Source organism: Granulicella sp. dw_53 (assembly GCF_018449545.1).
Taxonomy (GTDB): Bacteria; Acidobacteriota; Terriglobia; order Terriglobales; family Acidobacteriaceae; genus Edaphobacter.
In genome coordinates this window covers 554,745-573,561 of sequence record NZ_JAAVUR010000002.1, presented here as the reverse complement: position 1 = coordinate 573,561, position 18,817 = coordinate 554,745, and the positions used below count along the sequence as shown (strand labels likewise).

At 57.2% G+C, this 18,817-nt stretch carries 23 protein-coding genes; 13 read left to right on the top strand and 10 right to left on the bottom strand.

Going from position 1 to position 18,817, the window contains the following annotated elements:
* A partial coding sequence (locus HB393_RS05370) for an AraC family transcriptional regulator (RefSeq protein WP_213804090.1) occupies positions 1-979 on the bottom strand: 979 nt, incomplete at its 3' end.
* A 119-nt stretch (positions 980-1,098) separates the two neighbouring features.
* On the opposite strand from HB393_RS05370, the gene HB393_RS05365 reads away from it, so the two are divergent.
* The 4 genes from HB393_RS05365 to HB393_RS05350 all read left to right on the top strand — a co-directional run bounded on the left by HB393_RS05365 (position 1,099) and on the right by HB393_RS05350 (position 3,862).
* Entirely contained in the window at positions 1,099-1,830 is a 732-nt protein-coding gene (locus HB393_RS05365) for an SDR family oxidoreductase (protein ID WP_213804089.1), read from the top strand.
* Positions 1,831-1,922: 92 nt separating this feature from the next.
* Positions 1,923-2,657: an SDR family oxidoreductase gene (locus tag HB393_RS05360; RefSeq protein WP_213804140.1), complete on the top strand. Its 735-nt coding sequence runs from the start codon at positions 1,923-1,925 to the stop codon at positions 2,655-2,657.
* 23 nt (positions 2,658-2,680) lie between these two features.
* Entirely contained in the window at positions 2,681-3,352 is a 672-nt protein-coding gene (locus HB393_RS05355) for an NAD(P)-binding domain-containing protein (RefSeq protein WP_213804088.1), read from the top strand.
* Positions 3,353-3,445: 93 nt separating this feature from the next.
* Positions 3,446-3,862 (top strand): nuclear transport factor 2 family protein, encoded by a 417-nt coding sequence (locus HB393_RS05350; protein WP_213804087.1) that lies wholly within the window; start codon positions 3,446-3,448, stop codon positions 3,860-3,862.
* A 379-nt stretch (positions 3,863-4,241) separates the two neighbouring features.
* Here HB393_RS05350 and HB393_RS05345 read toward each other — a convergent pair whose 3' ends face one another.
* From HB393_RS05345 to HB393_RS05335, 3 genes are all read right to left on the bottom strand, one after another.
* A complete protein-coding gene (locus HB393_RS05345) occupies positions 4,242-4,406 on the bottom strand; it encodes a hypothetical protein (protein ID WP_255550832.1) in 165 nt (54 codons plus the stop codon).
* Between the two features lie 88 nt (positions 4,407-4,494).
* Positions 4,495-5,745: a HipA domain-containing protein gene (locus HB393_RS05340; RefSeq protein ID WP_213804086.1), complete on the bottom strand. Its 1,251-nt coding sequence runs from the start codon at positions 5,743-5,745 to the stop codon at positions 4,495-4,497.
* Positions 5,745-6,107 carry a helix-turn-helix transcriptional regulator gene (locus HB393_RS05335; RefSeq protein ID WP_255550831.1) on the bottom strand — a complete coding sequence of 121 codons (363 nt, stop codon included), beginning with the start codon at positions 6,105-6,107 and terminating at the stop codon, positions 5,745-5,747. The genes HB393_RS05340 and HB393_RS05335 overlap by 1 nt, the downstream gene beginning before the upstream one ends.
* Positions 6,108-6,683: 576 nt before the next feature.
* On the opposite strand from HB393_RS05335, the gene HB393_RS05330 reads away from it, so the two are divergent.
* On the top strand, positions 6,684-7,928 hold the full coding sequence (locus HB393_RS05330) for a site-specific integrase (protein WP_255550805.1): 1,245 nt from the start codon (positions 6,684-6,686) through the stop codon (positions 7,926-7,928).
* A gap of 169 nt (positions 7,929-8,097) precedes the next feature.
* On the opposite strand, the gene HB393_RS05325 is transcribed toward HB393_RS05330, so the two are convergent.
* Entirely contained in the window at positions 8,098-8,547 is a 450-nt protein-coding gene (locus HB393_RS05325; RefSeq protein WP_213804083.1) for an ester cyclase, read from the bottom strand.
* 229 nt (positions 8,548-8,776) lie between these two features.
* Between HB393_RS05325 and HB393_RS05320 the strand changes: the two genes are divergently transcribed.
* A complete protein-coding gene (locus tag HB393_RS05320) occupies positions 8,777-9,292 on the top strand; it encodes a very short patch repair endonuclease (protein ID WP_213804139.1) in 516 nt (171 codons plus the stop codon).
* Positions 9,293-9,353: 61 nt separating this feature from the next.
* Positions 9,354-9,656: a methylated-DNA--[protein]-cysteine S-methyltransferase gene (locus HB393_RS05315; RefSeq protein WP_275951534.1), complete on the top strand. Its 303-nt coding sequence runs from the start codon at positions 9,354-9,356 to the stop codon at positions 9,654-9,656.
* Here the strand turns inward: HB393_RS05315 and HB393_RS05310 are convergent.
* Entirely contained in the window at positions 9,643-10,317 is a 675-nt protein-coding gene (locus HB393_RS05310) for a DNA-3-methyladenine glycosylase (RefSeq protein WP_213804082.1), read from the bottom strand. The two genes, HB393_RS05315 and HB393_RS05310, sit on opposite strands and share 14 nt — an antisense overlap.
* 106 nt (positions 10,318-10,423) lie before the next feature.
* On the opposite strand from HB393_RS05310, the gene ada reads away from it, so the two are divergent.
* The 4 genes from ada (at position 10,424) to HB393_RS05290 (ending at position 13,955) form a co-directional block, all read left to right on the top strand.
* Positions 10,424-11,503 carry a bifunctional DNA-binding transcriptional regulator/O6-methylguanine-DNA methyltransferase Ada gene (ada, locus tag HB393_RS05305; protein ID WP_213804081.1) on the top strand — a complete coding sequence of 360 codons (1,080 nt, stop codon included), beginning with the start codon at positions 10,424-10,426 and terminating at the stop codon, positions 11,501-11,503.
* Positions 11,500-12,273, top strand: a complete 774-nt coding sequence (locus HB393_RS05300; protein ID WP_213804080.1) for a 2OG-Fe(II) oxygenase — start codon at positions 11,500-11,502, stop codon at positions 12,271-12,273. The genes ada and HB393_RS05300 overlap by 4 nt, the downstream gene beginning before the upstream one ends.
* Positions 12,245-12,871: a DNA oxidative demethylase AlkB gene (gene alkB / locus HB393_RS05295; protein ID WP_255550804.1), complete on the top strand. Its 627-nt coding sequence runs from the start codon at positions 12,245-12,247 to the stop codon at positions 12,869-12,871. Before HB393_RS05300 ends, alkB begins: the two co-directional genes overlap by 29 nt.
* Positions 12,872-13,226: 355 nt before the next feature.
* Entirely contained in the window at positions 13,227-13,955 is a 729-nt protein-coding gene (locus tag HB393_RS05290) for a TMEM175 family protein (RefSeq protein WP_213804079.1), read from the top strand.
* Here HB393_RS05290 and HB393_RS05285 read toward each other — a convergent pair.
* Entirely contained in the window at positions 13,952-14,359 is a 408-nt protein-coding gene (locus tag HB393_RS05285; protein WP_213804078.1) for an arsenate reductase ArsC, read from the bottom strand. The genes HB393_RS05290 and HB393_RS05285 overlap by 4 nt on opposite strands.
* A 52-nt stretch (positions 14,360-14,411) precedes the next feature.
* Positions 14,412-15,302, bottom strand: coding sequence for an arsenite methyltransferase (gene arsM, locus HB393_RS05280; protein WP_213804077.1), 891 nt, complete (start codon positions 15,300-15,302; stop codon positions 14,412-14,414).
* Positions 15,303-15,374: 72 nt separating this feature from the next.
* On the opposite strand from arsM, the gene HB393_RS05275 reads away from it, so the two are divergent.
* Both HB393_RS05275 and arsB read left to right on the top strand, forming a co-directional pair.
* A complete protein-coding gene (locus HB393_RS05275) occupies positions 15,375-15,785 on the top strand; it encodes a metalloregulator ArsR/SmtB family transcription factor (protein ID WP_213804076.1) in 411 nt (136 codons plus the stop codon).
* Positions 15,785-16,906 carry an ACR3 family arsenite efflux transporter gene (gene arsB / locus HB393_RS05270; protein ID WP_213804075.1) on the top strand — a complete coding sequence of 374 codons (1,122 nt, stop codon included), beginning with the start codon at positions 15,785-15,787 and terminating at the stop codon, positions 16,904-16,906. The genes HB393_RS05275 and arsB overlap by 1 nt, the downstream gene beginning before the upstream one ends.
* Before the next feature lie 185 nt (positions 16,907-17,091).
* Here the strand turns inward: arsB and HB393_RS25095 are convergent, their stop codons facing one another.
* Both HB393_RS25095 and HB393_RS25090 read right to left on the bottom strand, forming a co-directional pair.
* Positions 17,092-18,009 (bottom strand): hypothetical protein, encoded by a 918-nt coding sequence (locus tag HB393_RS25095; RefSeq protein ID WP_255550803.1) that lies wholly within the window; start codon positions 18,007-18,009, stop codon positions 17,092-17,094.
* Between the two features lie 210 nt (positions 18,010-18,219).
* On the bottom strand, positions 18,220-18,765 hold the full coding sequence (locus HB393_RS25090) for a ParB/RepB/Spo0J family partition protein (RefSeq protein ID WP_255550802.1): 546 nt from the start codon (positions 18,763-18,765) through the stop codon (positions 18,220-18,222).
* Positions 18,766-18,817: the final 52 nt, after the last annotated feature.

Genomic DNA, 18,817 nt, shown 5'->3' with positions numbered 1-18,817 from the left:
ATCGGGACTGATCGTGGTCTTCTAATCCGCGTTTGAGGTATCCCCCTGGACTGGCTCCAACAATTCGCTTGAACGCCTTACTGAACGCCGCATCAGATTCGTAACCGACCGACCGGGCAACGTCGACGAGCTTCTTGTCACGCTGTTCGAGTAACTTCATCGCCTTCTGCATCCGCCACTCGGTTACATATTCCAGCGGTGTTTGTCCGAGCAGATCTTTGAAGCGCACTGCGAATGCGGAGCGAGACACGCCCGCCGCTTCGGACAGAGACTCGACTGTCCATGGCGCACCCACACTGTCGTGAAAGGCAGTCAGGGCAGTCCCGATTTGAGGATCGAAAACCGCACGAAGCCATCCTTTATTGCGTTCCGGTCTCGACGCGATATGCGCCCGGAGTAGCTGGATAAACAGAACCTCCGCCAGTCGAGTCGCGACGACTTCGGATCCCGGCGCCTGTTCTGCCATCTCTGACGCCATCGCCTGCACTGTGTTGTGAAGAGCGAGCGTGCGTGCTTCATCTGCCTTCATCAAAATGAAGCTGGGCAATAACTGCGAGATCGGCTTCAGACTGGCGCGATCGAAACTCAAGGACCCACAGACGATTGTCGTCGGTGCACCACCACCTCCACAAAGAGCGACATTGCCGTTGGCCATGGCACCGATCTCGCGGAAAGTCCACTTGGGACGTGTTCGCGGGCTGTCGCGCAAAACAATCGAAGTGCCCTTAGCCAGCAAGAAGCAATCACCACCGGTCAGGGGAATCGGCTCCGGAATCCCTTCCACACTGAGCCAGCAGTTGCCGCGCGAGAGCATGGCGAAGTGCGCCAAATCTGTGGGTGGCATCTTTTTACCGGAAAGCGTGGCTTTTTCTTCGGCCTCATTTTCCTGTCTCACGCCCCACGGTGCTGTGGCCTCCAGCCTGTGCAGACCGAAAGCGGTGACGTGGAGCGTTCGGAAGACATCTGATATCGGGTCCAATGCAGCCTCCCTGTGTGGACGAATAGACAAAAGGTTTGGACTCCTGAGCAGTTCTCGTCCACCGCAAGAGGAATCTACTCCTGTGTATCGGATGTTACACGGCACATAAAGGAGCAAGTATGGGAAAGCTTGAAGGTAAGGTTGCAGTCATCACGGGCGGATCGAGCGGTTTAGCGCTGGAAAGCGCCAAGCGCTTCGTGGAGGAAGGTGCCTACGTATTCATCACAGGCCGCAGGCAGGAGGCGCTCGATGAGGCCGTCAAGCTGATTGGGCGGAACGCGACTGGCGTGCTTGGTGATGCGGCGAATCTCGACGACCTCGACCAGCTGTTCGAGACGGTGAAGAAGCAGAAGGGCAAAATCGACATTCTATTTGCGAGTGCAGGTAAGGGCGAAGCAGCTGTGCTGGGCGAGATTACTGAGCAGCATTTTGATCGGGAGTTCGGCCTGATAGTCCGCGGAACTTTGTTTACAACTCAGAAGGCGTTGCCGCTGATCAACGACGGCGGCTCGATCATCTTGACCGGGTCCGTTGCATCCGTAAAAGGTTTCCCTGGTTTCAGCGTGTATGCGGCGAGTAAGGCGGCATTGCGCTCCTTTGCACGTACGTGGCTGAACGAACTGAAGGCCAGAAAAATCCGCGTGAACGTGTTGAGTCCGGGGCAGGTCGACACGCCAGACTCCCAGCGTCTCGACCGGGCAACGAGGGAGATGTTCGAGTCCCTGATCCCCCGCGGAAAGATGGGTCGTCCTGAGGAGATTGCGGCGGCAGCCCTGTTTCTTGCTTCAGACGATTCGAGCTACGTGAATGGAATGGATTTCGCTGTCGACGGCGGCTTCTCGGCCGTCTGACATTGCGCCGAATCACCAAGGTGGCTGACCTGCCAGACCACCGCGAAAAAACCTTATCGAACGAAATTAAAACATTTATCAAAGGAAAAATCATGGGAAAGCTTGAAGGGAAAGTTGCAGTAATCACGGGTGGATCGAGCGGTATGGCGCTAGCAAGCGCCAAGCGCTTCGTCGAAGAAGGCGCCTATGTTTTCATCACCGGCCGCAGGCAAGAGCAGCTCGATGAGGCCGTCAAGGCGATTGGCCGGAACGTCACCGGCGTGCGCGGTGACGCAGCCAGTCTGGACGATCTGGACCGCCTGTTCGATACGGTGAAGCGGGAGAAAGGCAAGATCGACATCCTGTTCGCGAGCGCCGGCAAGGGCGAGCCGCTGCCACTGGGTCAGATTACCGAGGAGCACTTCGATGTAGCCTTCGACCTGAATGTGCGCGGCACGTTGTTCACAGTCCAGAAGGCGTTGCCGCTGTTCAGCGACGGCGGGTCGATCATCATGACCGGGTCCAATGCTTCGGCAAAGGGCTTCGCGGGTTTCGGTGTATATGCCGCGAGCAAGTTGGCGCTGCGCTCCTTCGCACGCACATGGGTCAATGAGCTGAAAGACAGGAAAATCCGGGTGAACCTCTTGGTCCCGGGAGCTGTTACCTCACCGATGCAGGAAGAAGTCCTCACCAAGGAAGCAAGGGAGTTTTTCGAATCTCTCATCCCACGCGGCAAGATGGGTCAACCTGACGAAATCGCGACGGTTGCAGTGTTTCTTGCTTCTGACGACGCCAGTTACGTGAACGGCGTGGAGTTGTTCGTTGATGGCGGCATGACGGCCGTTTGAGATCGGCGGGCCCCGGTGAGTGGATGGTCGCTAACGCATTCACCGGGATTCGATCCGTGGGAAAGCAACACCAACAGGTATCGGAGAAAAATATGAGCTACGCAATTGTTGGATTCGGCAAGATAGGCCAGGCCCTCGCCCACGCCTTCGCGCGTAACAACATCGCAGTGACCGTCGCAAGCCGTCGGCCGTCCGAGGATTTAGCCCCGCAGGCTCGGGCGATTGGACCAACCGTCGTTGCCAAGTCGCTGCAGAATGCGCTCGAGGCCGACACCATCATCCTGGCGGTCCCTTTCGGTGAGCATCGCGAGATTGCGAAGGTCTTGCCGAGCTGGGAAGGCAAGACGGTCATCGACGCGATGAACTCGTTCCCTGTCCCGCTAGAGGAGCTCGATGGTCTCCCGTCCTCCGCCTTCGTCGCGAAGTCATTCCCCGGCGCCAAGCTTGTAAAAGGATTCAATCATTTGGTTGCGGCCACGCTGGCTATCGATCCGGTCATCGACGGTGGTCATCGGGTTGTCTTCCTTTCGAGCGACGATGAGGACGCGGTTGCTCCCGTGGCAGCCCTGGCCAAACAACTCGGGTTCGCACCCGTCAAGCTGGGAAAGCTGGACGAGAGCGGATGGCTGGTGCATGCACGAGGCCGCACTTGGGGTCAGCTCATATTTCAGAATGTTTTTAAGAAGCAGCAGTAGTCGGTTTTGCGACCGTGGGCTTGGGTTCGAGAGAGATGATTGCGGAATGTCCCATTCAATCGGACTCGCTTGAGGAAGGAAAGGAAAGATTCGATGAGCACCGAACAGAATGTAAAGGTTGTGAAAGATTTCTTTGCGGCAATGGGCAGCGGCGACAAGCAGGCCCTGCTCTCGCTGGTTGCGGAAGACATCGAGTGGATCATTCCGGGCGAAGACTGGCCGCTGGCCGGCACGCACCGTGGGCACGCGGGAGTTGCGAGAACGCTTCGGAAGGCTTCCGAAGAAGTGGAAATGACATACCCAAAGCCTCCCGAATTTGTGGCGCAAGGAGATCGGGTGCTGGCCATCGGCGTGGCTGTGGGGAAGATCAAAGCGACGGATAAGCCCTTCGAGGACCACTGGGTCTTCGACATTACCCTTCAGAATGGCAAACTGAAGGGTATCCGGGAGTATATCGACACGCAAGCACTGGCCCGGGCCTCTCAGACAGACGCAGGTCCCAGACACTGATCCCGTCGGATAGCGGGTTTCGGTGAGTGCATCTCGGCGAACGTGTTCAATGAGACCCGATAACTACTGGGAATATATGGTCCGCCGCGGGACTGCAAGGGGAAGTTTGGTCGAGAAGACAAGTCTGCGCAAATGTATTCAGCGCTTTTGGTGGAGATGGTCTCCTGGCCATGATGAGTTGCGCGCGTGTCTGTCCTTCTAAGGCGGTCGGTCGTTGAAGACCATTCTCAGTACCAGGCTGCGGACACGCCGTTGTGACTGTTTTTTCGTCCTTGCTGCTCCTGTGCAGACTTCGGTGGGGAAATTTTAGTCGTCGTGGTAGTGCGGGAAAGTGGGAGCGCGTCAACGCTTCCAAGCCGCAGGCGTCTTTTCCGCTCCGTTACGCGGCGACGGGTCTGTAGTCGTTGCCGCTGGAGAGCACAGCCCAGGCGATGCGTGCGAGCTTGTTGGCCATGGCGACGACAATGACGTTCTTGGGTGCTCGGGAGTCAAGTGCATCGAGCCACGCTCCGATCGGTGCTCGGTCGCGCTTGATCCGCAACACCGCAGCTCATGCAGGAGCCGGCGGGCATTCTCGCCAGTATCGAAGCGATCGTATTCCCTTAGCGGGAGCATGTGGCGCGGAAGTAGCTCTATTCGAACGCGGCTGCCATAAAGTCCTGCTCCGCTCTGGAAATTCTGAACCTGGCAGCCTCTGTTCTCCATCCCGCCACAGCCGCTTCAACAGACTTTAGCGCTGCGTCCGCCTGAGCGGAGGAGATCCCGTAGGTCTTGTAGGCATTCATGGCGACGGAAATATCACAAGCGCTCTCTGTTTCGTCGATGGCAAGCGAAAGCTCATCGCGATCGACGGAGGGATTGATGTCATAGGCCGGGGAAAGACGAATCCCCTGTGCATCGACGAAGAAACCGTGGTTGCGGAGATGGTCGTCTGTATTGTGAATGCGAATGTTCAAGAGAACTCGACGGAACAGTTGCTCACAATCGGCATGGGTGTTGGCACCTCCGGATTGCAGGAGGTCAACTAGCTCCAGGTAGCTCGCTCCTGCTTCCCCGTCCTTCCTCTGTGTGAAAGTCATTGCCGAGACAAAAGCGACACGCCCTCCTTTAGCCGTGCGGTCAAACCTTTTAACGAGAAAGGTCGTGAATGCACTCTCAGCGTAATGGAGTGGTCTGGCATCCGGAACCTGAATGCCCGATTTACGTGCGAGTGAATGGGCCACCAGCTCCCAAGCTCCGATGTCTCGCGTGTCTTGGCGGCTCGGGAACTTGGCTATGCAGAGGGCTCCCTTTTCATCTCGGACGGAAGCCTTGGGACGCGCTCCTCCGAGAGAGCTCCCAGGGGCGATAAGTTGAGCGAGCCACTTCGCGTAGTCGGGATGTTCCTCGTCGTTCAAGTGCCGCTCAAACTGAAGGCTCGCCGCTTGCAACTCCCGCAGCGATGTCAGAGGCGGCGCGGCGAATCTTGTATCGCTATCGACGTACGGGCCGCCTGGCCGTTTGAATCGCAGTGCGCCGAGTCGCGTTTCGTCGTGGACGCCCAACAGGAAATCCCACTCCGTCAGCGTCCGTGGACGAACTCCTTCATGACGCGCACGCGCATTTTCCCGGCGCTGCATCAGTACGCGTCCCCAGCGGTCCGGGGACGAATCGGTAAAGATGCCGAAGTTGGATCGATCCGCCGAAGGATACTGATGACCTTCGCCGAGTGTGAGGTCAGGGTCAAAGGCAAACGCTTCCGGCTGATCAAGCCACGCCTTGGCATACTTGAAAGAGAAAAGTTCCCCCTTGCCGCTCCGCTGACAGTGGAGTGTTCCCATCAGATCTGGCTCGGCTGTTTCGTCTGCATCCAGATAGACCTCGACTGCATCTATGGCAGCCATCAGCTACTTCCTTCTGCTTGATCGAGTGCGATCTCATTCCTCGCGACTGCGAGGCGTTTAGGGGCTCTAAGTTTGGCAGTGATTCCGGCATCTTGCAGCTTTCGACCCAGTTCATCGTCCTTGGCCAGCAGCGCCAGATCGTCTTCCAACCTCAATACCTGCATCACCCGCGCGTATACGCCCAGCGCAACCGCCGGGTCTCCCTGCTCCACCTTAGATAGGGTGCGCCTCGTGATTCCTGCGCGTTGCGCCACGGTCTCCGCCGAATATTTGCGTCGGAGCCGCGCGAGCTTTAAATGAGCGCCGACCCCGTCGAGCAAGCGGGAAACCCGTGGCACGAGCGATGGTGTTATCTTCCCCATAACAAGCAATATGATACACAAAATACGCATTTTATGGGCCTTATATTGCTCATTATTGTAAAATTGCTCTTCCAGCACCGCTGCCGCGAAAGCCGGTTACGAGTGCGCTTTCATCAGTCTGATTGAATGGGCAAACCCAGACCGAACCCACGACCTCCGCCCCATTCCATTGGGGAGACCTCTGCCCAAATTATTGTTTGGTTCGACGCTTTACGCTTGTAGGCACGCGACGCTATTTGCTCGTACGTATACGACGTAATATGCTTGTATCCGCACAGCACGAGGAGCTTGTGCGTCGTCCCCGCGAGGCAAAAAATGCCGAAACCAAACGAAAAGCTTGCGGAATCCCTCACCGCACTTCGTGCGCTCCAGACGAAGGGCCGCCGTGTGTTTCGGTCGAAGGAACTGACCCGCACCCATCGGGAACGGCTCCTGCGGAACGGATTTCTCCGGGAAGTAGTCTACAAGGCAACATGTTGAACGAAGATGATGTTTGTTACCGACAAAGAAGAACTTAAACCTGGTCTAATCATTTTCCGACGTGGTGACGTCAAGCATCGAATGTGGTCCTGCCGCATGAAGATACCCAACGCGGATCGCTACAAGACGGTTTCGCTTGAGACTCCAGATATCGATGTAGCACGAGAGCGAGCGCTAGAACACGACGCGGACATTCGACTTCGCATGAAGTATGACATTCCTATGTTTACGCCCCTCTTCCGCGAGGTGGGCCGAAAGTATCTCGTCGCCCAGGAGGCGCGCGCGCTACGAGGAGAGATCAGTACAGCGCGACACAGCAAAGTCCGCGCAATCATCGAAGGGGCATTAGACCGATATGTAGGTTCGACCCATGTCCACCTTATCGGAGACGAGTTTTGGGGCGGCTATCCGGCATGGCGGCGGTACGAAGGCGCAGGGCGCATCAAGTGCAACGGCGTCCGGGAAATCACCGACGGTATGGCGCAAGCTTTCGCGGACCGAGAAGCCGAGCGACGCACCAAGGTTCGGCGGACCCTGGGCGCCCGGCTAAGGCCGATTGAAGTAAAACCCTCCAAAGATCGAATAATCCCCATCATCAGCGATTCGACCATTCGCATCGAGATGTCCATCTTCGGCGCGGTGATGAAGTACGCTATCAAGAAAAACTACGTTTCCTCCAATCAGCGTTTTGACAATCGTCCGAAGGTCAAAACCGTGCGTCGCGACGCGTTCACAGCGATGGAATACCGCAATCTGAATTCTGTCGGGAGCGATTGGATCGCGGAGGCCGATAATCCTTCGAGCATCTGGCATCGAACGGTTGCCTATCATATGATCTTGATCGCTTGTAATACTGGACTGCGGCCTGCCGAATTGAGGAATCTGCGCTGGCGCGACATTATGGCTGCGAAAGATTGCGAAGGGCGGGATCTTGTCGTGTTGTTTGTCCAGGGCAAGGGAAAGTCACGAAAGGTGGTTGCACCTAAGACCGTCGGAGATTATCTGGAGCGAATCCGCATCCTCTCGAAAGCTACAGAATCGATCGATGTGGTCTTTACGAGCATCACCGGCAAGCCCGCGAAAACTCTCTATAACTCGTTGGTTGCAGACCTTCTGAAGAGGGCGGGTCTGCGTGAGGGCATGCACGGCGAGCCGCGTACGATTTATTGCTTCCGACATTCCTACGCTACATTCCGGTTGGATCAGGGAGTCGACGCGTATCTCCTCGCCGATCAGATGGGAACTTCGGTTCACATGATCGAAAGTCGTTATGGACATGTGGACATCGTGAAACATGCCGACCGCATTCTGCACGGTATGGCACCTGCGCTCGTCGAGTAGTAATTGCAGGCAGATTCACGTTTCCAGCCCGACTTCCTACGCGAAACGCTCGTTGGCGATTTTCCAACAACTGACATGCCCGAGCAGACTTGTGTTTTCAAAGGCTCCGAATTAAAGCGCGATAGATGGTGTAAGCGGCAACCGTCTGGCCAACGGCCGCCGCTATTTGTTAGACAACTCGAATAAGGCGGAGCTGCGTGAGCGCGGTAACACCATCGTCGAGTCCAATCTCTTCGACGATCTTGCCGTTCTCCAGACGCAGCACCGTGGTTCCGGTGAAGTGCATCTTGCGACCCGTCGCAGCCGGTAACGACCCAGCCAGAAAGTCGGAGAATGCCGGACCGCCGTGCGTGCCGCCACCGACCCAGCGGCCAACGACATAGTCGCCTTCGGCGATGAGGTCTGCCGCTCCGCCGAAGCTGAGGTCTGGGAATGCGGCGCGGAAATCAGTCATGAACGCTTTGATGTCCGCGTGTCCGCGACGGGGCTCGTGCAACGAATACTGCAAGAGCATGTCCGGTGCGGCGAGCTCGTCAACGATGCTGAGGTCGCATGTGGGTCCCCAGAAGCTGGTGAACCAACGACCTACGATGGTTTTATTCTCTTGTTCTTTCGACATAGTGTTCTCCATATGCAGTGGATGTTGGCGAAGGCCAGCATGGCGGTCGCCTCTGCATCTCGAAAGTTATTCCGATGTATGTGGAGAGACACTCTGTATCTTGCCTTCAAATTCGAGGACGGACTTCGCTCAAGAAGATTGGAATTCGGAAGCAAGGAACGGAGTGAGATGAAGGATTGAAGTTGCTACCTTCTGAGAACGCTTGAAACAGAAGCGAAATGAGGAGGCGATGTTAAACAGGAACGCATCAAGGAATCCCGACGGTGCCGTCGTTCCAGCTCAAGTGCCTAAGGGCTCGTGGGCCAGTACGCCAGTTGTACGTCGAGTGATGCAGGGGAACAAGTCCAGAGACACAAAACCTGAGATCGCTGTGAGGTCAGCCGTACATGCGTTAGGGATGCGCTATCGCGTTTCGGCGCGGCCACTACGAGACCTCAGGAGAACTGCCGACCTGGTCTTTCGAAATGCGAGGATCGCGGTTTTCGTCGACGGCTGCTTCTGGCGTCGATGTCCGGAACATCATGCGCCACCCAAGACAAATGCGGGCTATTGGGCAACGAAGATCCAGGGAAACAAGAGCCGAGACGAGGACACGACAGAACAGCTTCGTTTGGAAGGTTGGACCGTTCTTCGATTCTGGTCACACGAAGAACCGCTGAGTGTGGCGACGCGGATCGCAAAGGTCGTAGCAACCAATATTCGCGCGGGCAAGCCCGTCGCTGGAAGGAAGGCACAATGCCAATGATTGAGCATTTCTTGATGGAGTCCCCATTGGGCATTCTGAACGCAAGCGCACTCACTTCGACTTGCCGATCGCGCTACACGGAACGACCTTCCAGCAATCGGTGTGGAACCTGCTGCAGACAATCCCGTATGGGAAGACGCGCTCTTACGGAGAGGTCGCGGATTCGTTAGGGAATCGCCTAGCCATCCGTGTCGTGGGACTTGCGAACAGCAGGAACCCGATCAGCATTATCATCCCGTGCCACCGTATCGTCGGTAGCAACGGAGGCCTCACGGGCTATGCTGGTGGCCTCGAACGGATGCGTTGGCTGCTGGAATTAGAAGCAGCCAACATAACATCTCAGAAGCAACTCAACCTTTCGTAGACCCGTCGCGTGGTACGCGCCAGAGATACCACGCGGCAATGGTTCGATGGGGACTCCACCGCAGCCCTTCTCCCGCGATTTCCTTCGCAGAAAGCGTTCTGGGTAGCGATTTCAATCGCCGATGTCCTTCTCTGACTCCAAAGTCATCCGCTGGTAATACATCCATCCGCTCCAGGGTGTAGATCAGGAACATTTCAACGGTCCATCGACCAATCCCTTTGAGAGTCACCAGTCTTGCGATGAGGTCTTCGTCAGACATCTCGTCCGCGACCTTCCGGCCTGGTACCAGGCCACTCAGGGAGCCCGACGCGATCTCGTGAATTGTCTCGATCTTCCTCCCTGAGAATCCGCACGCTCGAAGCGAGTCGAAATCCGTTGCCAGAATGCGGTCGGGAGTCGGGAACGCCTGCCCGCCGAACAGTGCTATGAACTTGGTGAGGATTGCGTCGCCCGCCTTGGCATGCAGTTGTTGATATGCAGTGGCGCGTATTAAGGCCTCGTACGGCTCCCGAGCCGGCTTAGGAAGGTGCGTACACGGCCCGACTTGTCTAATGAGTTGTCTCCAGTCCGCGTCCTTGGAAGCGAGATGCCGTGTCGCCGCGTGGAATGGTCGTTGCTCTGTCGATAGCTTCAATTCGTTGGGTGTAGAGGGCTTGGTCACGAGGTCTCCAATCGTGATCCTATCCTTTGAATTTGAAAGCAAGATTCGGAGTGTTGTCGCTGAGGCATCTCGCTAAGGTTGAGAAGTAAGATTTGAAGGAGTTGCAATGAACAGGCAGATGGAAATCGAGAAACACGCCGCTGAGACCACCAGCGATCCTCGCTGGCTGCTGCTCGTAGCGAGGGACAAGGAATCGGATGGGAAATTCTTCTATTCGGTGAAGACAACGGGAGTGTACTGCCGTCCGTCCTGTGCCGCTCGCCTCGCGCGCCCAGAAAACGTCCGCTTTTATACGACGACCTCGGCGGCGGAGAAAGCAGGGTTCCGGGCCTGCAGACGATGCAAGCCGGCTGGACTCTCGCTGACTGAGGCCAACACGGCCAAGATCGAGAAGGTCTGCCGTCTCATCGAGCGCTCCGGGGAGACTCCTTCTCTTGAGAAGCTTGCGAAGCACGCGGGGATGAGTGTCTTTCATCTGCATCGCACGTTCAAGGCGATCACTGGCCTCACCCCGAGCGGCTACGGCGCCGCGCACAGAGCGAAGCGTGTCCGTAAGACCCTTGGGAAGAGTCAGTCGGTAACGGACGCGATCTACGATGCTGGGTTCAACTCCAACAGCCGTTTCTACGAGAGCGCGAACGAGGTTCTCGGGATGACGCCAACCAGCTTCCGGGACGGCGGCGCAAACACCGTGATTCACTTCGCGATCGCGGAGTGCTCCCTCGGCTCCATCCTGTTAGCCAAGAGCGAGCGTGGCGTTTGTGCCGTCTTCATGGGTGATGACCCGCTTCTGCTGGTACGCGATCTGCAAGACCAATTTCCCAAGGCAGAGCTCGTCGGCGACGAGAGTGGCTACGAGGATTTAGTCGCCAAGGCGATTGGCCTTATCGAAAGGCCGGGCGTCGGACTCGACCTGCCTTTAGATATTCGCGGTACAGCGTTTCAACAAAGGGTTTGGAAGGCATTGCAGCAAATCCGGGTTGGTACGACTGCCAGCTATGCGGATGTTGCAAAGGCTATCGGTATGCCGAAGGCCGTACGAGCAGTCGCACAGGCGTGCGGAGCGAACACGCTGGCCGTCGCAATCCCTTGCCATCGTGTCATCAGAAACGATGGAGCGCTCTCCGGGTATCGCTGGGGCGTGGAGCGCAAACGAGCACTGTTGGATCGAGAGGCACACGCATGAATACCTTATTCGCAGATGAAGCTCAAGTAGCCAGGGAAACCAGCGCAGGCTCCATTCCGTCCGAAGGAGCTGTCACACGCGTCCATGCGTTCGATTGGGGTCAGATTAGGAAAGACCTCGATGAGCAAGGAAGCGCCCTGCTGCCGAGCGTGCTCTCCGCAGACGAGTGCAAGGCGGTCGCTTCTCTCTATCCGGAGGAGTCAATCTTCCGCAGTCGCGTCATCATGGGACGGCACGGCTTCGGACGGGGCGAATACAAATACTTCAGCTACCCGCTCGTGCCTATCATTCATGGTCTTCGCACGGCGCTCTATCCTCAACTCGCTCCAGTCGCGAATCGCTGGAACGATGCTATGGGAATCGAGGTGCGCTATCCAGAAAACCACGCCGATTTTGTCCAGCGATGCCACGACGCAGGGCAATCTCGACCCACCCCACTGCTCTTGCAATACGGCCCCGACGACTACAACTGCCTCCACCAGGACCTCTATGGAGAGCACGTCTTTCCGATTCAAGTAGCAATCCTGCTTTCCGAGCCGCAGCGAGATTTCACCGGGGGCGAATTCGTGCTCACGGAGCAACGGCCTCGTATGCAATCGCGACCTGAGGTCGTTCCGCTTCGCCAGGGGGACGCCGTGGCCTTCGCGGTTCACCACCGGCCCGTGCAGGGCACGCGGGGTATTTATCGCGTCAACCTCCGTCACGGCGTCAGCCGCTTGCGCTCAGGAGAGCGTCATACCCTTGGAATCATCTTTCACGATGCCAACTAGAGGAAGTCATGAACACATCGCTTTTTTTGACATGGAGCCACTTGCACCGCTACCGAGAGATATCCTCGGTGCCGGCACCGCGATACTTGCCGGGCTTGCGCTTGATGTCGAAGAGGAGGTGCTTGCTTCCCTCAAAGGTGTCGTCGTCCGGTCGCCGTTCCGCAATATGGTGACGCCGAGTGGATTCCGTATGTCAGTTGCCATGTCGAACTGTGGCTCGCTCGGATGGGTAACGGACCGAACCGGCTATCGATACGACGGGATCGACCCAGAGGTGAATCGCCCCTGGGCGACCATGCCCACGGCATTTCGAGAGCTCGCAGTAAGCGCCGCAAGAGAGGCAGGCTTTCCGAACTTCGTCCCGGATGCGTGTCTCATCAATCGCTATGAACCCGGTACGAGACTGTCGTTGCATCAAGACAAGAACGAGAGTGATTTCACGCAGCCTATCGTCTCCGTTTCGTTAGGACTGCCCGCGACCTTCCTCTTTGGCGGTTTGGAACGCCGGGACAAAACACAACGCATCCAGGTCATACATGGAGATGTACTCGTGTGGGGAGGCCCCGCTAGATTGCGCTATCACGCATTGCGACGTTGAAGGTTGGTGAACATCCGCGTCTCGGTCGAATTCGCTACAACCTCACATTTCGGAATGCCGGCTGAGCCGCATAATCTTCAACTCGACCTTGTGTATCGAAACGCCGGACAGGGCCTACGCACGACTTGTCGCATCAACAAGCACAGTGCACTGACCTCTTCGATGAAAACTATGAACACTCCCAGCAGACGTGAGCCAGCTCTCTCATCTATTCCATTGGGCCAAACCATCGTCCTCGGCATGTGGATGGATGTAGAACCGAATTCGAGAGCAAGAACCGGAGTTCCCATCCGACTGAGCGTTAATACGGTCTGTTACAAAGCCGATTCTTTCGCGCGACAAGGACAGAATGACCATGCAACGAGATCTTCGAGCGTTTCTACAGAGGAAGGCCGCCTTCTCTCCTTCAGATCTTCAGGTCTCGAATGCTGGAACCGCTGAAAATGAGGCCGAGGTACCAAAGGACCAAGAGCCGAATCTTGCCGGGCCTACTCGCCTGGAAGCACTCAGCGACGGTGCTTTTTCCATCATTATTACTCTGCTCGTCATTGAGATTCACCGCCCCAGCGCCACGCCGGGAAGATTGGCAGGGGAGTTGCTAAAGGAATGGCCCTCTTATCTTGCTTATGCTGTGGCTTTTATCAACGTGGGAGTTATTTGGTGCAATCACCACTATCTCTTTGAGCGCCTTCGCAAGATAGACCTGGCTATGAATTGGATTAATCTCGGTATTCTCGGAACAGTAGCGTTGATCCCGTTTCCGACGGGTGTGTTGGCGAGCGCCTTCGTAGATGGCAATCTTGTAGATCAAAAGGCCGCTGTAGTTCTTTACGCGCTCATTGCTGGGCTCATGTCGGCGGCATGGTTGCCGGCATTTTCTTACTTGCATCGTCACCCCGAGCTCGTAAAACCCGGCGTACCGCCGAGCATGTTCGCAACCCAACTGGTACGTCCAGCCATAGGGGTCCTACTCTATATCTTGGCTGGTGTGCTCGGGTGGTTACTGCATCCGGTCGCGGCAGTGGCGATTTTCTTCGGTGTCGTGGCGTACTATGCCTGCACGAGCCAGGGTATCCGAGCCTAGTTAATTTTCCCTGCTCCCTCGGTCTCGATCAAATTCTTGACTCTGCCCATGATGTCATCACGGATGCCGCGCACTTCGTCCGCAGGCAGACCCTTGGGATCAGGGAGCGGCCAGTCGTCTCGGCGCAAGCCAGGGACGTAGGGGCACTTGTCGCCGCAGCCCATCGTGATCAGCAGTGAGGCACCTTCCGTAAGTTCCTGCGTTAGTTTCTGAGGCGTCGCGTTGCTAAGGTCAATCCCGACTTCGTGCATAACGGACAGAACCTCCGGATGCACTCTCAATCCCGGTTCCGTTCCTGCGGATATGGCTCTTGCCTTCGCAGGGTCGGCGAACTGGTTGAAGAAAGCCGCCGCCATCTGAGAGCGGCCAGCGTTGTGGACGCAGGCAAAGATTATCGTTTTCATATGTTTCCTTCCAGACTCGTTTCCATCGGAACAGGTCGGGGTTACAGCAACCTTAGGACTCTCTTGTCAGAGGCTTGATGGCATAGACCTTCACACTCGCTGCAGCGGCGTTCACGTCGTACTGCGAGAGAAGGGCCGTGAGGTCGTCGTGCAGTGAAGTCTCACCCGACGCTGGGGTACAGCAAGCGGATTCAATGATCTGGAGAGGATTCGCCGCGTCCATCGCAGGGGAGCAACAGGCCGCCTGGTTTTCAACCTTGGCATAGGCGTTTAGATCTGCACCGCTGTCTACGATCTGGACGTGCTCAAAGCCTGCTTCGAGCAGGCCGCTCTTGTAGTCATCGATCTTGATGGCTCCCGCAATGCAGCCCACATACGCGGCCATGCTTTGCGCAACGGCTTCAGGGAGTTCGTGCTTGAGGGCGATATCACTGATCGCGACTCTTCCGCCCGGCTTGAGGATACGAGCGATCTCACGGAAGACGGCAGGCTTGTCGGGAGCGAGATTCACGACACAGTTGGAGATGACGCAATCGACGGAGGCGTCCGGGAGGGGAATCTGATCGATGGTGGATTGATAGAACTCGACGTTGGTGTAGCCTCCGACACTGGCGTTAGTCCGTGCGCGCTCGATCATGGCCGTGGTCATGTCGATTCCAATGGCGCGTCCAGATGGACCGACCATCCTCGCTGCGAGAAACACATCGAGTCCACCGCCCGAGCCGAGATCGACGACCACTTCGCCCGCCCGGATGTGGGCAGTGGCAGTCGGATTACCGCAGGAGAGTCCCATGTTGGCTTCGGCGGGGATCGAGGTCAATTCTTCTGCCGTATATCCAAACGCTTCCGCGACCGCCTGAACTCCGGCGTGATCGTTGCAGAGAGTGCTTTGTGCGACCGCGCCGTACTTCGACTTCACCGATTCCAAGAGTTGCTCTGACATGCTGCCTCCTCACATTCGCTTAGGCGACTATATATCTTGCTTTCGTATTCGTCAAGGCGTATACGTTAAGTCATGGCGAAACAGATATTCAATGTCGAACGGTTCTTTCAGGCTCTTGGCGACAACACCAGGCTGCGCCTCCTCAACCTCATGGGCGAACAGGAAGTTTGTGTTTGTTACTTTGTCGAGATTCTCGGTGGACCCCAGCCCAAGATTTCAAGACATCTGGCTTATCTCCGCACTGCGGGCATCGTCGCTGCGCGGCGCGAAGGAAAGTGGATGCACTATCGGATCGTGACGCCTCCGCACCTTGGAGCCGCGCAGATACTCAAACAGACTCTTGGGTGGCTCAAAGAAGACAAGGCAATGAATGCGGATCGTGCGCGACTGACGAAAGCCTGTTGCTCTCCCTCGAAGTACGCATCCCTTGATGGCGCTCCACTTCCGACAACGATTCAAGAATCTTCCTGCGAGACCTGCTGATGTCCACCGCCCCCTTTACTCAAGGGCAGATCTGCGCCCCGGCTGCCCGTAAGAAGCTCTCTTTTCTCGATCGCTTCCTGACACTCTGGATCTTCCTCGCGATGGCGATCGGTGTTGCGATCGGTCACTTCGTCCCATCTTCCGCGAGCTTCGTCAACCGTTTTCAGACGGGTACAACGAACATTCCGATTGCCATCGGGCTCATCATCATGATGTTCCCGCCACTGGCGAAGGTTCGATACGAGAAGCTGGGAGAGGTCTTTCGCAACAAGCGTGTCCTGGGCTTGTCGCTCGCGCAGAATTGGATCATCGGTCCGGTCCTGATGTTCCTCCTGGCCATCGCTTTTCTGCGGGGCGAACCAGCGTACATGCGTGGTTTGATCCTGATCGGCATCGCCCGATGTATCGCGATGGTCCTAGTCTGGAATGAACTAGCCGAAGGAGACACTGACTACGTTGCGGGTCTTGTGGCCATTAACAGCGTGTTCCAGGTGCTCTTCTACAGCCTTTACGCTTGGGCGTTTCTGACAGTGCTGCCTAAGTGGTTTGGCCTGGAAGGAAGCGTCGTGCATATCGGCATCGGCCAGATTGCCCAAAGTGTCGGCCTCTACCTTGGCATTCCCTTCGTCGCCGGAATTCTCACGCGATTCGTTCTGATCCGACTCAAGGGCGAAGTCTGGTATCGCACCCGCTTTATCCCCCGTATCAGCCCGCTCACGCTCATTGCTTTGCTCTTCACGATCCTGATCATGTTCTCGTTGAAGGGCGACCTGATCGTGCGATTGCCCCTCGATGTGGTGAAGATCGCGGTGCCACTGGTCATCTACTTTCTCATCATGTTCCTTGTGAGCTTCTGGATGGGCAAGAAGTTAGGGGCGAACTACGCGCAATCCGCAACGCTCTCCTTCACGGCTGCCGGAAACAACTTCGAGTTTGCAATTGCCGTTGCCGTGGCGGTCTTCGGTCTGAACTCAGGCGAGGCGTTCGTCGGCGTTGTCGGTCCGTTGATCGAAGTCCCCGCCCTGATCGGCTTGGTCAACGTAGCCTTCTGGATGAAGAAACGGTACTTCGGGTCTGGGACAGCGATCCTTCAGGTTCGTCCCATCGAAAACGCCTTGTAGGGGCAGTGCGCTTGACTGCGCGAAGCGCTTCCAAGGGGAAGGCGCGGAGGGGGAACGTCTCCGCCGCGCAGCCGGCGAGCGGAGGCGGAAGGCAGGCGGGGAGAGAGTCCGGGAGAAACCGAAGGGGGTTCTCCCGGCGTCCGCAAAAGCCCCGGACGAATCCGGGGCCTTGCTGCGGAGGGAGGTTAGGCTGCTTTCTTGCGGCTCGCTTTCTTCTTGGCGGGCGTCGAGACGGCAACGGGCTTCTTGTTCTCTTTCTGTTTGGCTTTGACGACCTTGGGCTTGGGTGGAGCGAAGACGGCTTCTGCTTTAGCGAGCAGGTCGGGTTGCTCCCCAAGCGGAAAGTCGGTGTGTGTAGTGAGCAAGAGACGAAGGACAAACCCCATCAGCTTGTCATCGGCACAGGCAACTAATGCGTCACTGAGAATTTCATTCTCGGTCTTATCGTTGTGGTCGGGGTCCTGGACGAGGTGCTCGGCCACTTCCTCGAAGAGACCATAGGGCGATAGGTGCAAAAGCAGTTCCACGAAGAGGCGAAGCTGCGCGGCGTCGAACGAGGCGGGTGCATGTGCCACGATGCGTTCCAGGGTGGCGAGACGGGCTTTGTGCGCCTTCTCGCGTCGTCTGGTCTCCTCTTCATACTTCTTCTGTTGGCGCTTGAACTCGGCTTTTCGTTCGGCGGCTTGGCGGTCTTGCTCGGCTTGATATTCGGCCATGCGTTGTTCATGGTCAGCCTCGCGCTGCGCGGTCTCTTCCTCCGTCTCCTCTTCGGAAGCGGCTGGCATCGATGGTGGCGGCGGGGCAACAGACACGCTCGGGACATGGTTGGTATGTACCGGGCACTCGTCGTCCAGACAGACCGTCACCGTGCGTCCAAGATGCTTGCCGAAGACGACGATGGCGGATTTAGCGCTGGGGTACGGCGGCTCGGCGTCGGGGTTGTCGGGTTCCGCAAGTTCGCGGTACTGGTTCTTGTTGAGGGCGCCGGGACGCTGTTCCTTGGGCGAACGCCATGCGGTCTCGATGGTGACAAGCTCCGGCCGCGCGGCAACCTCGCGGTCGATGTGCGCCGTAACCTTGGCTTGGAAGCAGGCACCGTCCAAGCACTGGTCACCCTGCACGTCGGCAAAGAGACTTGTGTTGAAGCCGCTGCGACGGGGGCAGGTGACGCAGGCTCCGGCCTCGGTTTTGAGAGTGGTGTCTTCGCGATCGAACGGAGCATCGGCAAGGTTCAGATAGAGGTTGGCCTGAATCCATGCGCTGAGGTGCTTAGACGGAAGCAGGTGCGCTTCCTTGTCCTGCCAGTCCTTGCGCTAGCAGTTCTCGAAGGCATCGGCTTGATGCTCTTGTGGGAGACGGGCGATGAGGTTGGCGTGACTGGTGGTGATGCGTTCCTGCACGAACGCTTCGGCCACAGTGGGAATGAGTTGCAGGAGAGACAGTCGCGCATAAATGTGGGCTGCGCTCTTGCCGGACTTGGCCACCAGCGCGGCCACGTCGTAGCCGGGCAGGTCTAAGAGGCGCTGAAAGCCCTGCGCCTCCTCGTAAGGGTGAACGTCCACACGTTGCGAGTTCTCAACGAGCTGCCACTCCATCGCGGCGGCATCGTCCAGCTCCACGATGCGGGCGGGGAGCGAAAACAGTTCGGCAAGCTGTGCGGCGCGGAAGCGCCTCGCCCCGGCTACGATCTCGAAGCCTTCGTTGTTGGGACGGACGGTGATGGGCTGAATGAGGCCGTGCTGACGGATCGACTCGGCGAGTTCGTCCAGTTTGGACGGCTCGAAGGTCTGGCGCGGGTAAGTGGTGGACTCATGAATCTGGTCGATGGCGATGAATTGGAATGCGCTGCTGTCCTGCATGATGCCCTCCTTTGGGCGAGATGCTGCGTTGAGTTTGTGGAGCGGACACGAT

Excerpts from the sequence above, each read along its gene's own strand:
- HB393_RS25090 (WP_255550802.1), bottom strand. The coding sequence starts at position 18,765 with ATGCAGGACAGCAGCGCATTCCAATTCATCGCCATCGACCAGATTCAT.
- HB393_RS05360 (WP_213804140.1), top strand. The coding sequence starts at position 1,923 with ATGGGAAAGCTTGAAGGGAAAGTTGCAGTAATCACGGGTGGATCGAGC.
- arsM (WP_213804077.1), bottom strand. The coding sequence starts at position 15,302 with ATGTCAGAGCAACTCTTGGAATCGGTGAAGTCGAAGTACGGCGCGGTC.
- HB393_RS05290 (WP_213804079.1), top strand. The coding sequence starts at position 13,227 with ATGCAACGAGATCTTCGAGCGTTTCTACAGAGGAAGGCCGCCTTCTCT.
- HB393_RS05300 (WP_213804080.1), top strand. The coding sequence starts at position 11,500 with ATGAATACCTTATTCGCAGATGAAGCTCAAGTAGCCAGGGAAACCAGC.
- HB393_RS05285 (WP_213804078.1), bottom strand. The coding sequence starts at position 14,359 with ATGAAAACGATAATCTTTGCCTGCGTCCACAACGCTGGCCGCTCTCAG.
- HB393_RS05335 (WP_255550831.1), bottom strand. The coding sequence starts at position 6,107 with ATGGGGAAGATAACACCATCGCTCGTGCCACGGGTTTCCCGCTTGCTC.
- HB393_RS05340 (WP_213804086.1), bottom strand. The coding sequence starts at position 5,745 with ATGGCTGCCATAGATGCAGTCGAGGTCTATCTGGATGCAGACGAAACA.
- HB393_RS05350 (WP_213804087.1), top strand. The coding sequence starts at position 3,446 with ATGAGCACCGAACAGAATGTAAAGGTTGTGAAAGATTTCTTTGCGGCA.
- HB393_RS05355 (WP_213804088.1), top strand. The coding sequence starts at position 2,681 with ATGGTCGCTAACGCATTCACCGGGATTCGATCCGTGGGAAAGCAACAC.
- HB393_RS05320 (WP_213804139.1), top strand. The coding sequence starts at position 8,777 with ATGTTAAACAGGAACGCATCAAGGAATCCCGACGGTGCCGTCGTTCCA.
- ada (WP_213804081.1), top strand. The coding sequence starts at position 10,424 with ATGAACAGGCAGATGGAAATCGAGAAACACGCCGCTGAGACCACCAGC.
- HB393_RS05365 (WP_213804089.1), top strand. The coding sequence starts at position 1,099 with ATGGGAAAGCTTGAAGGTAAGGTTGCAGTCATCACGGGCGGATCGAGC.
- HB393_RS05325 (WP_213804083.1), bottom strand. The coding sequence starts at position 8,547 with ATGTCGAAAGAACAAGAGAATAAAACCATCGTAGGTCGTTGGTTCACC.
- HB393_RS05330 (WP_255550805.1), top strand. The coding sequence starts at position 6,684 with ATGAAGATACCCAACGCGGATCGCTACAAGACGGTTTCGCTTGAGACT.
- arsB (WP_213804075.1), top strand. The coding sequence starts at position 15,785 with ATGTCCACCGCCCCCTTTACTCAAGGGCAGATCTGCGCCCCGGCTGCC.
- HB393_RS05275 (WP_213804076.1), top strand. The coding sequence starts at position 15,375 with ATGGCGAAACAGATATTCAATGTCGAACGGTTCTTTCAGGCTCTTGGC.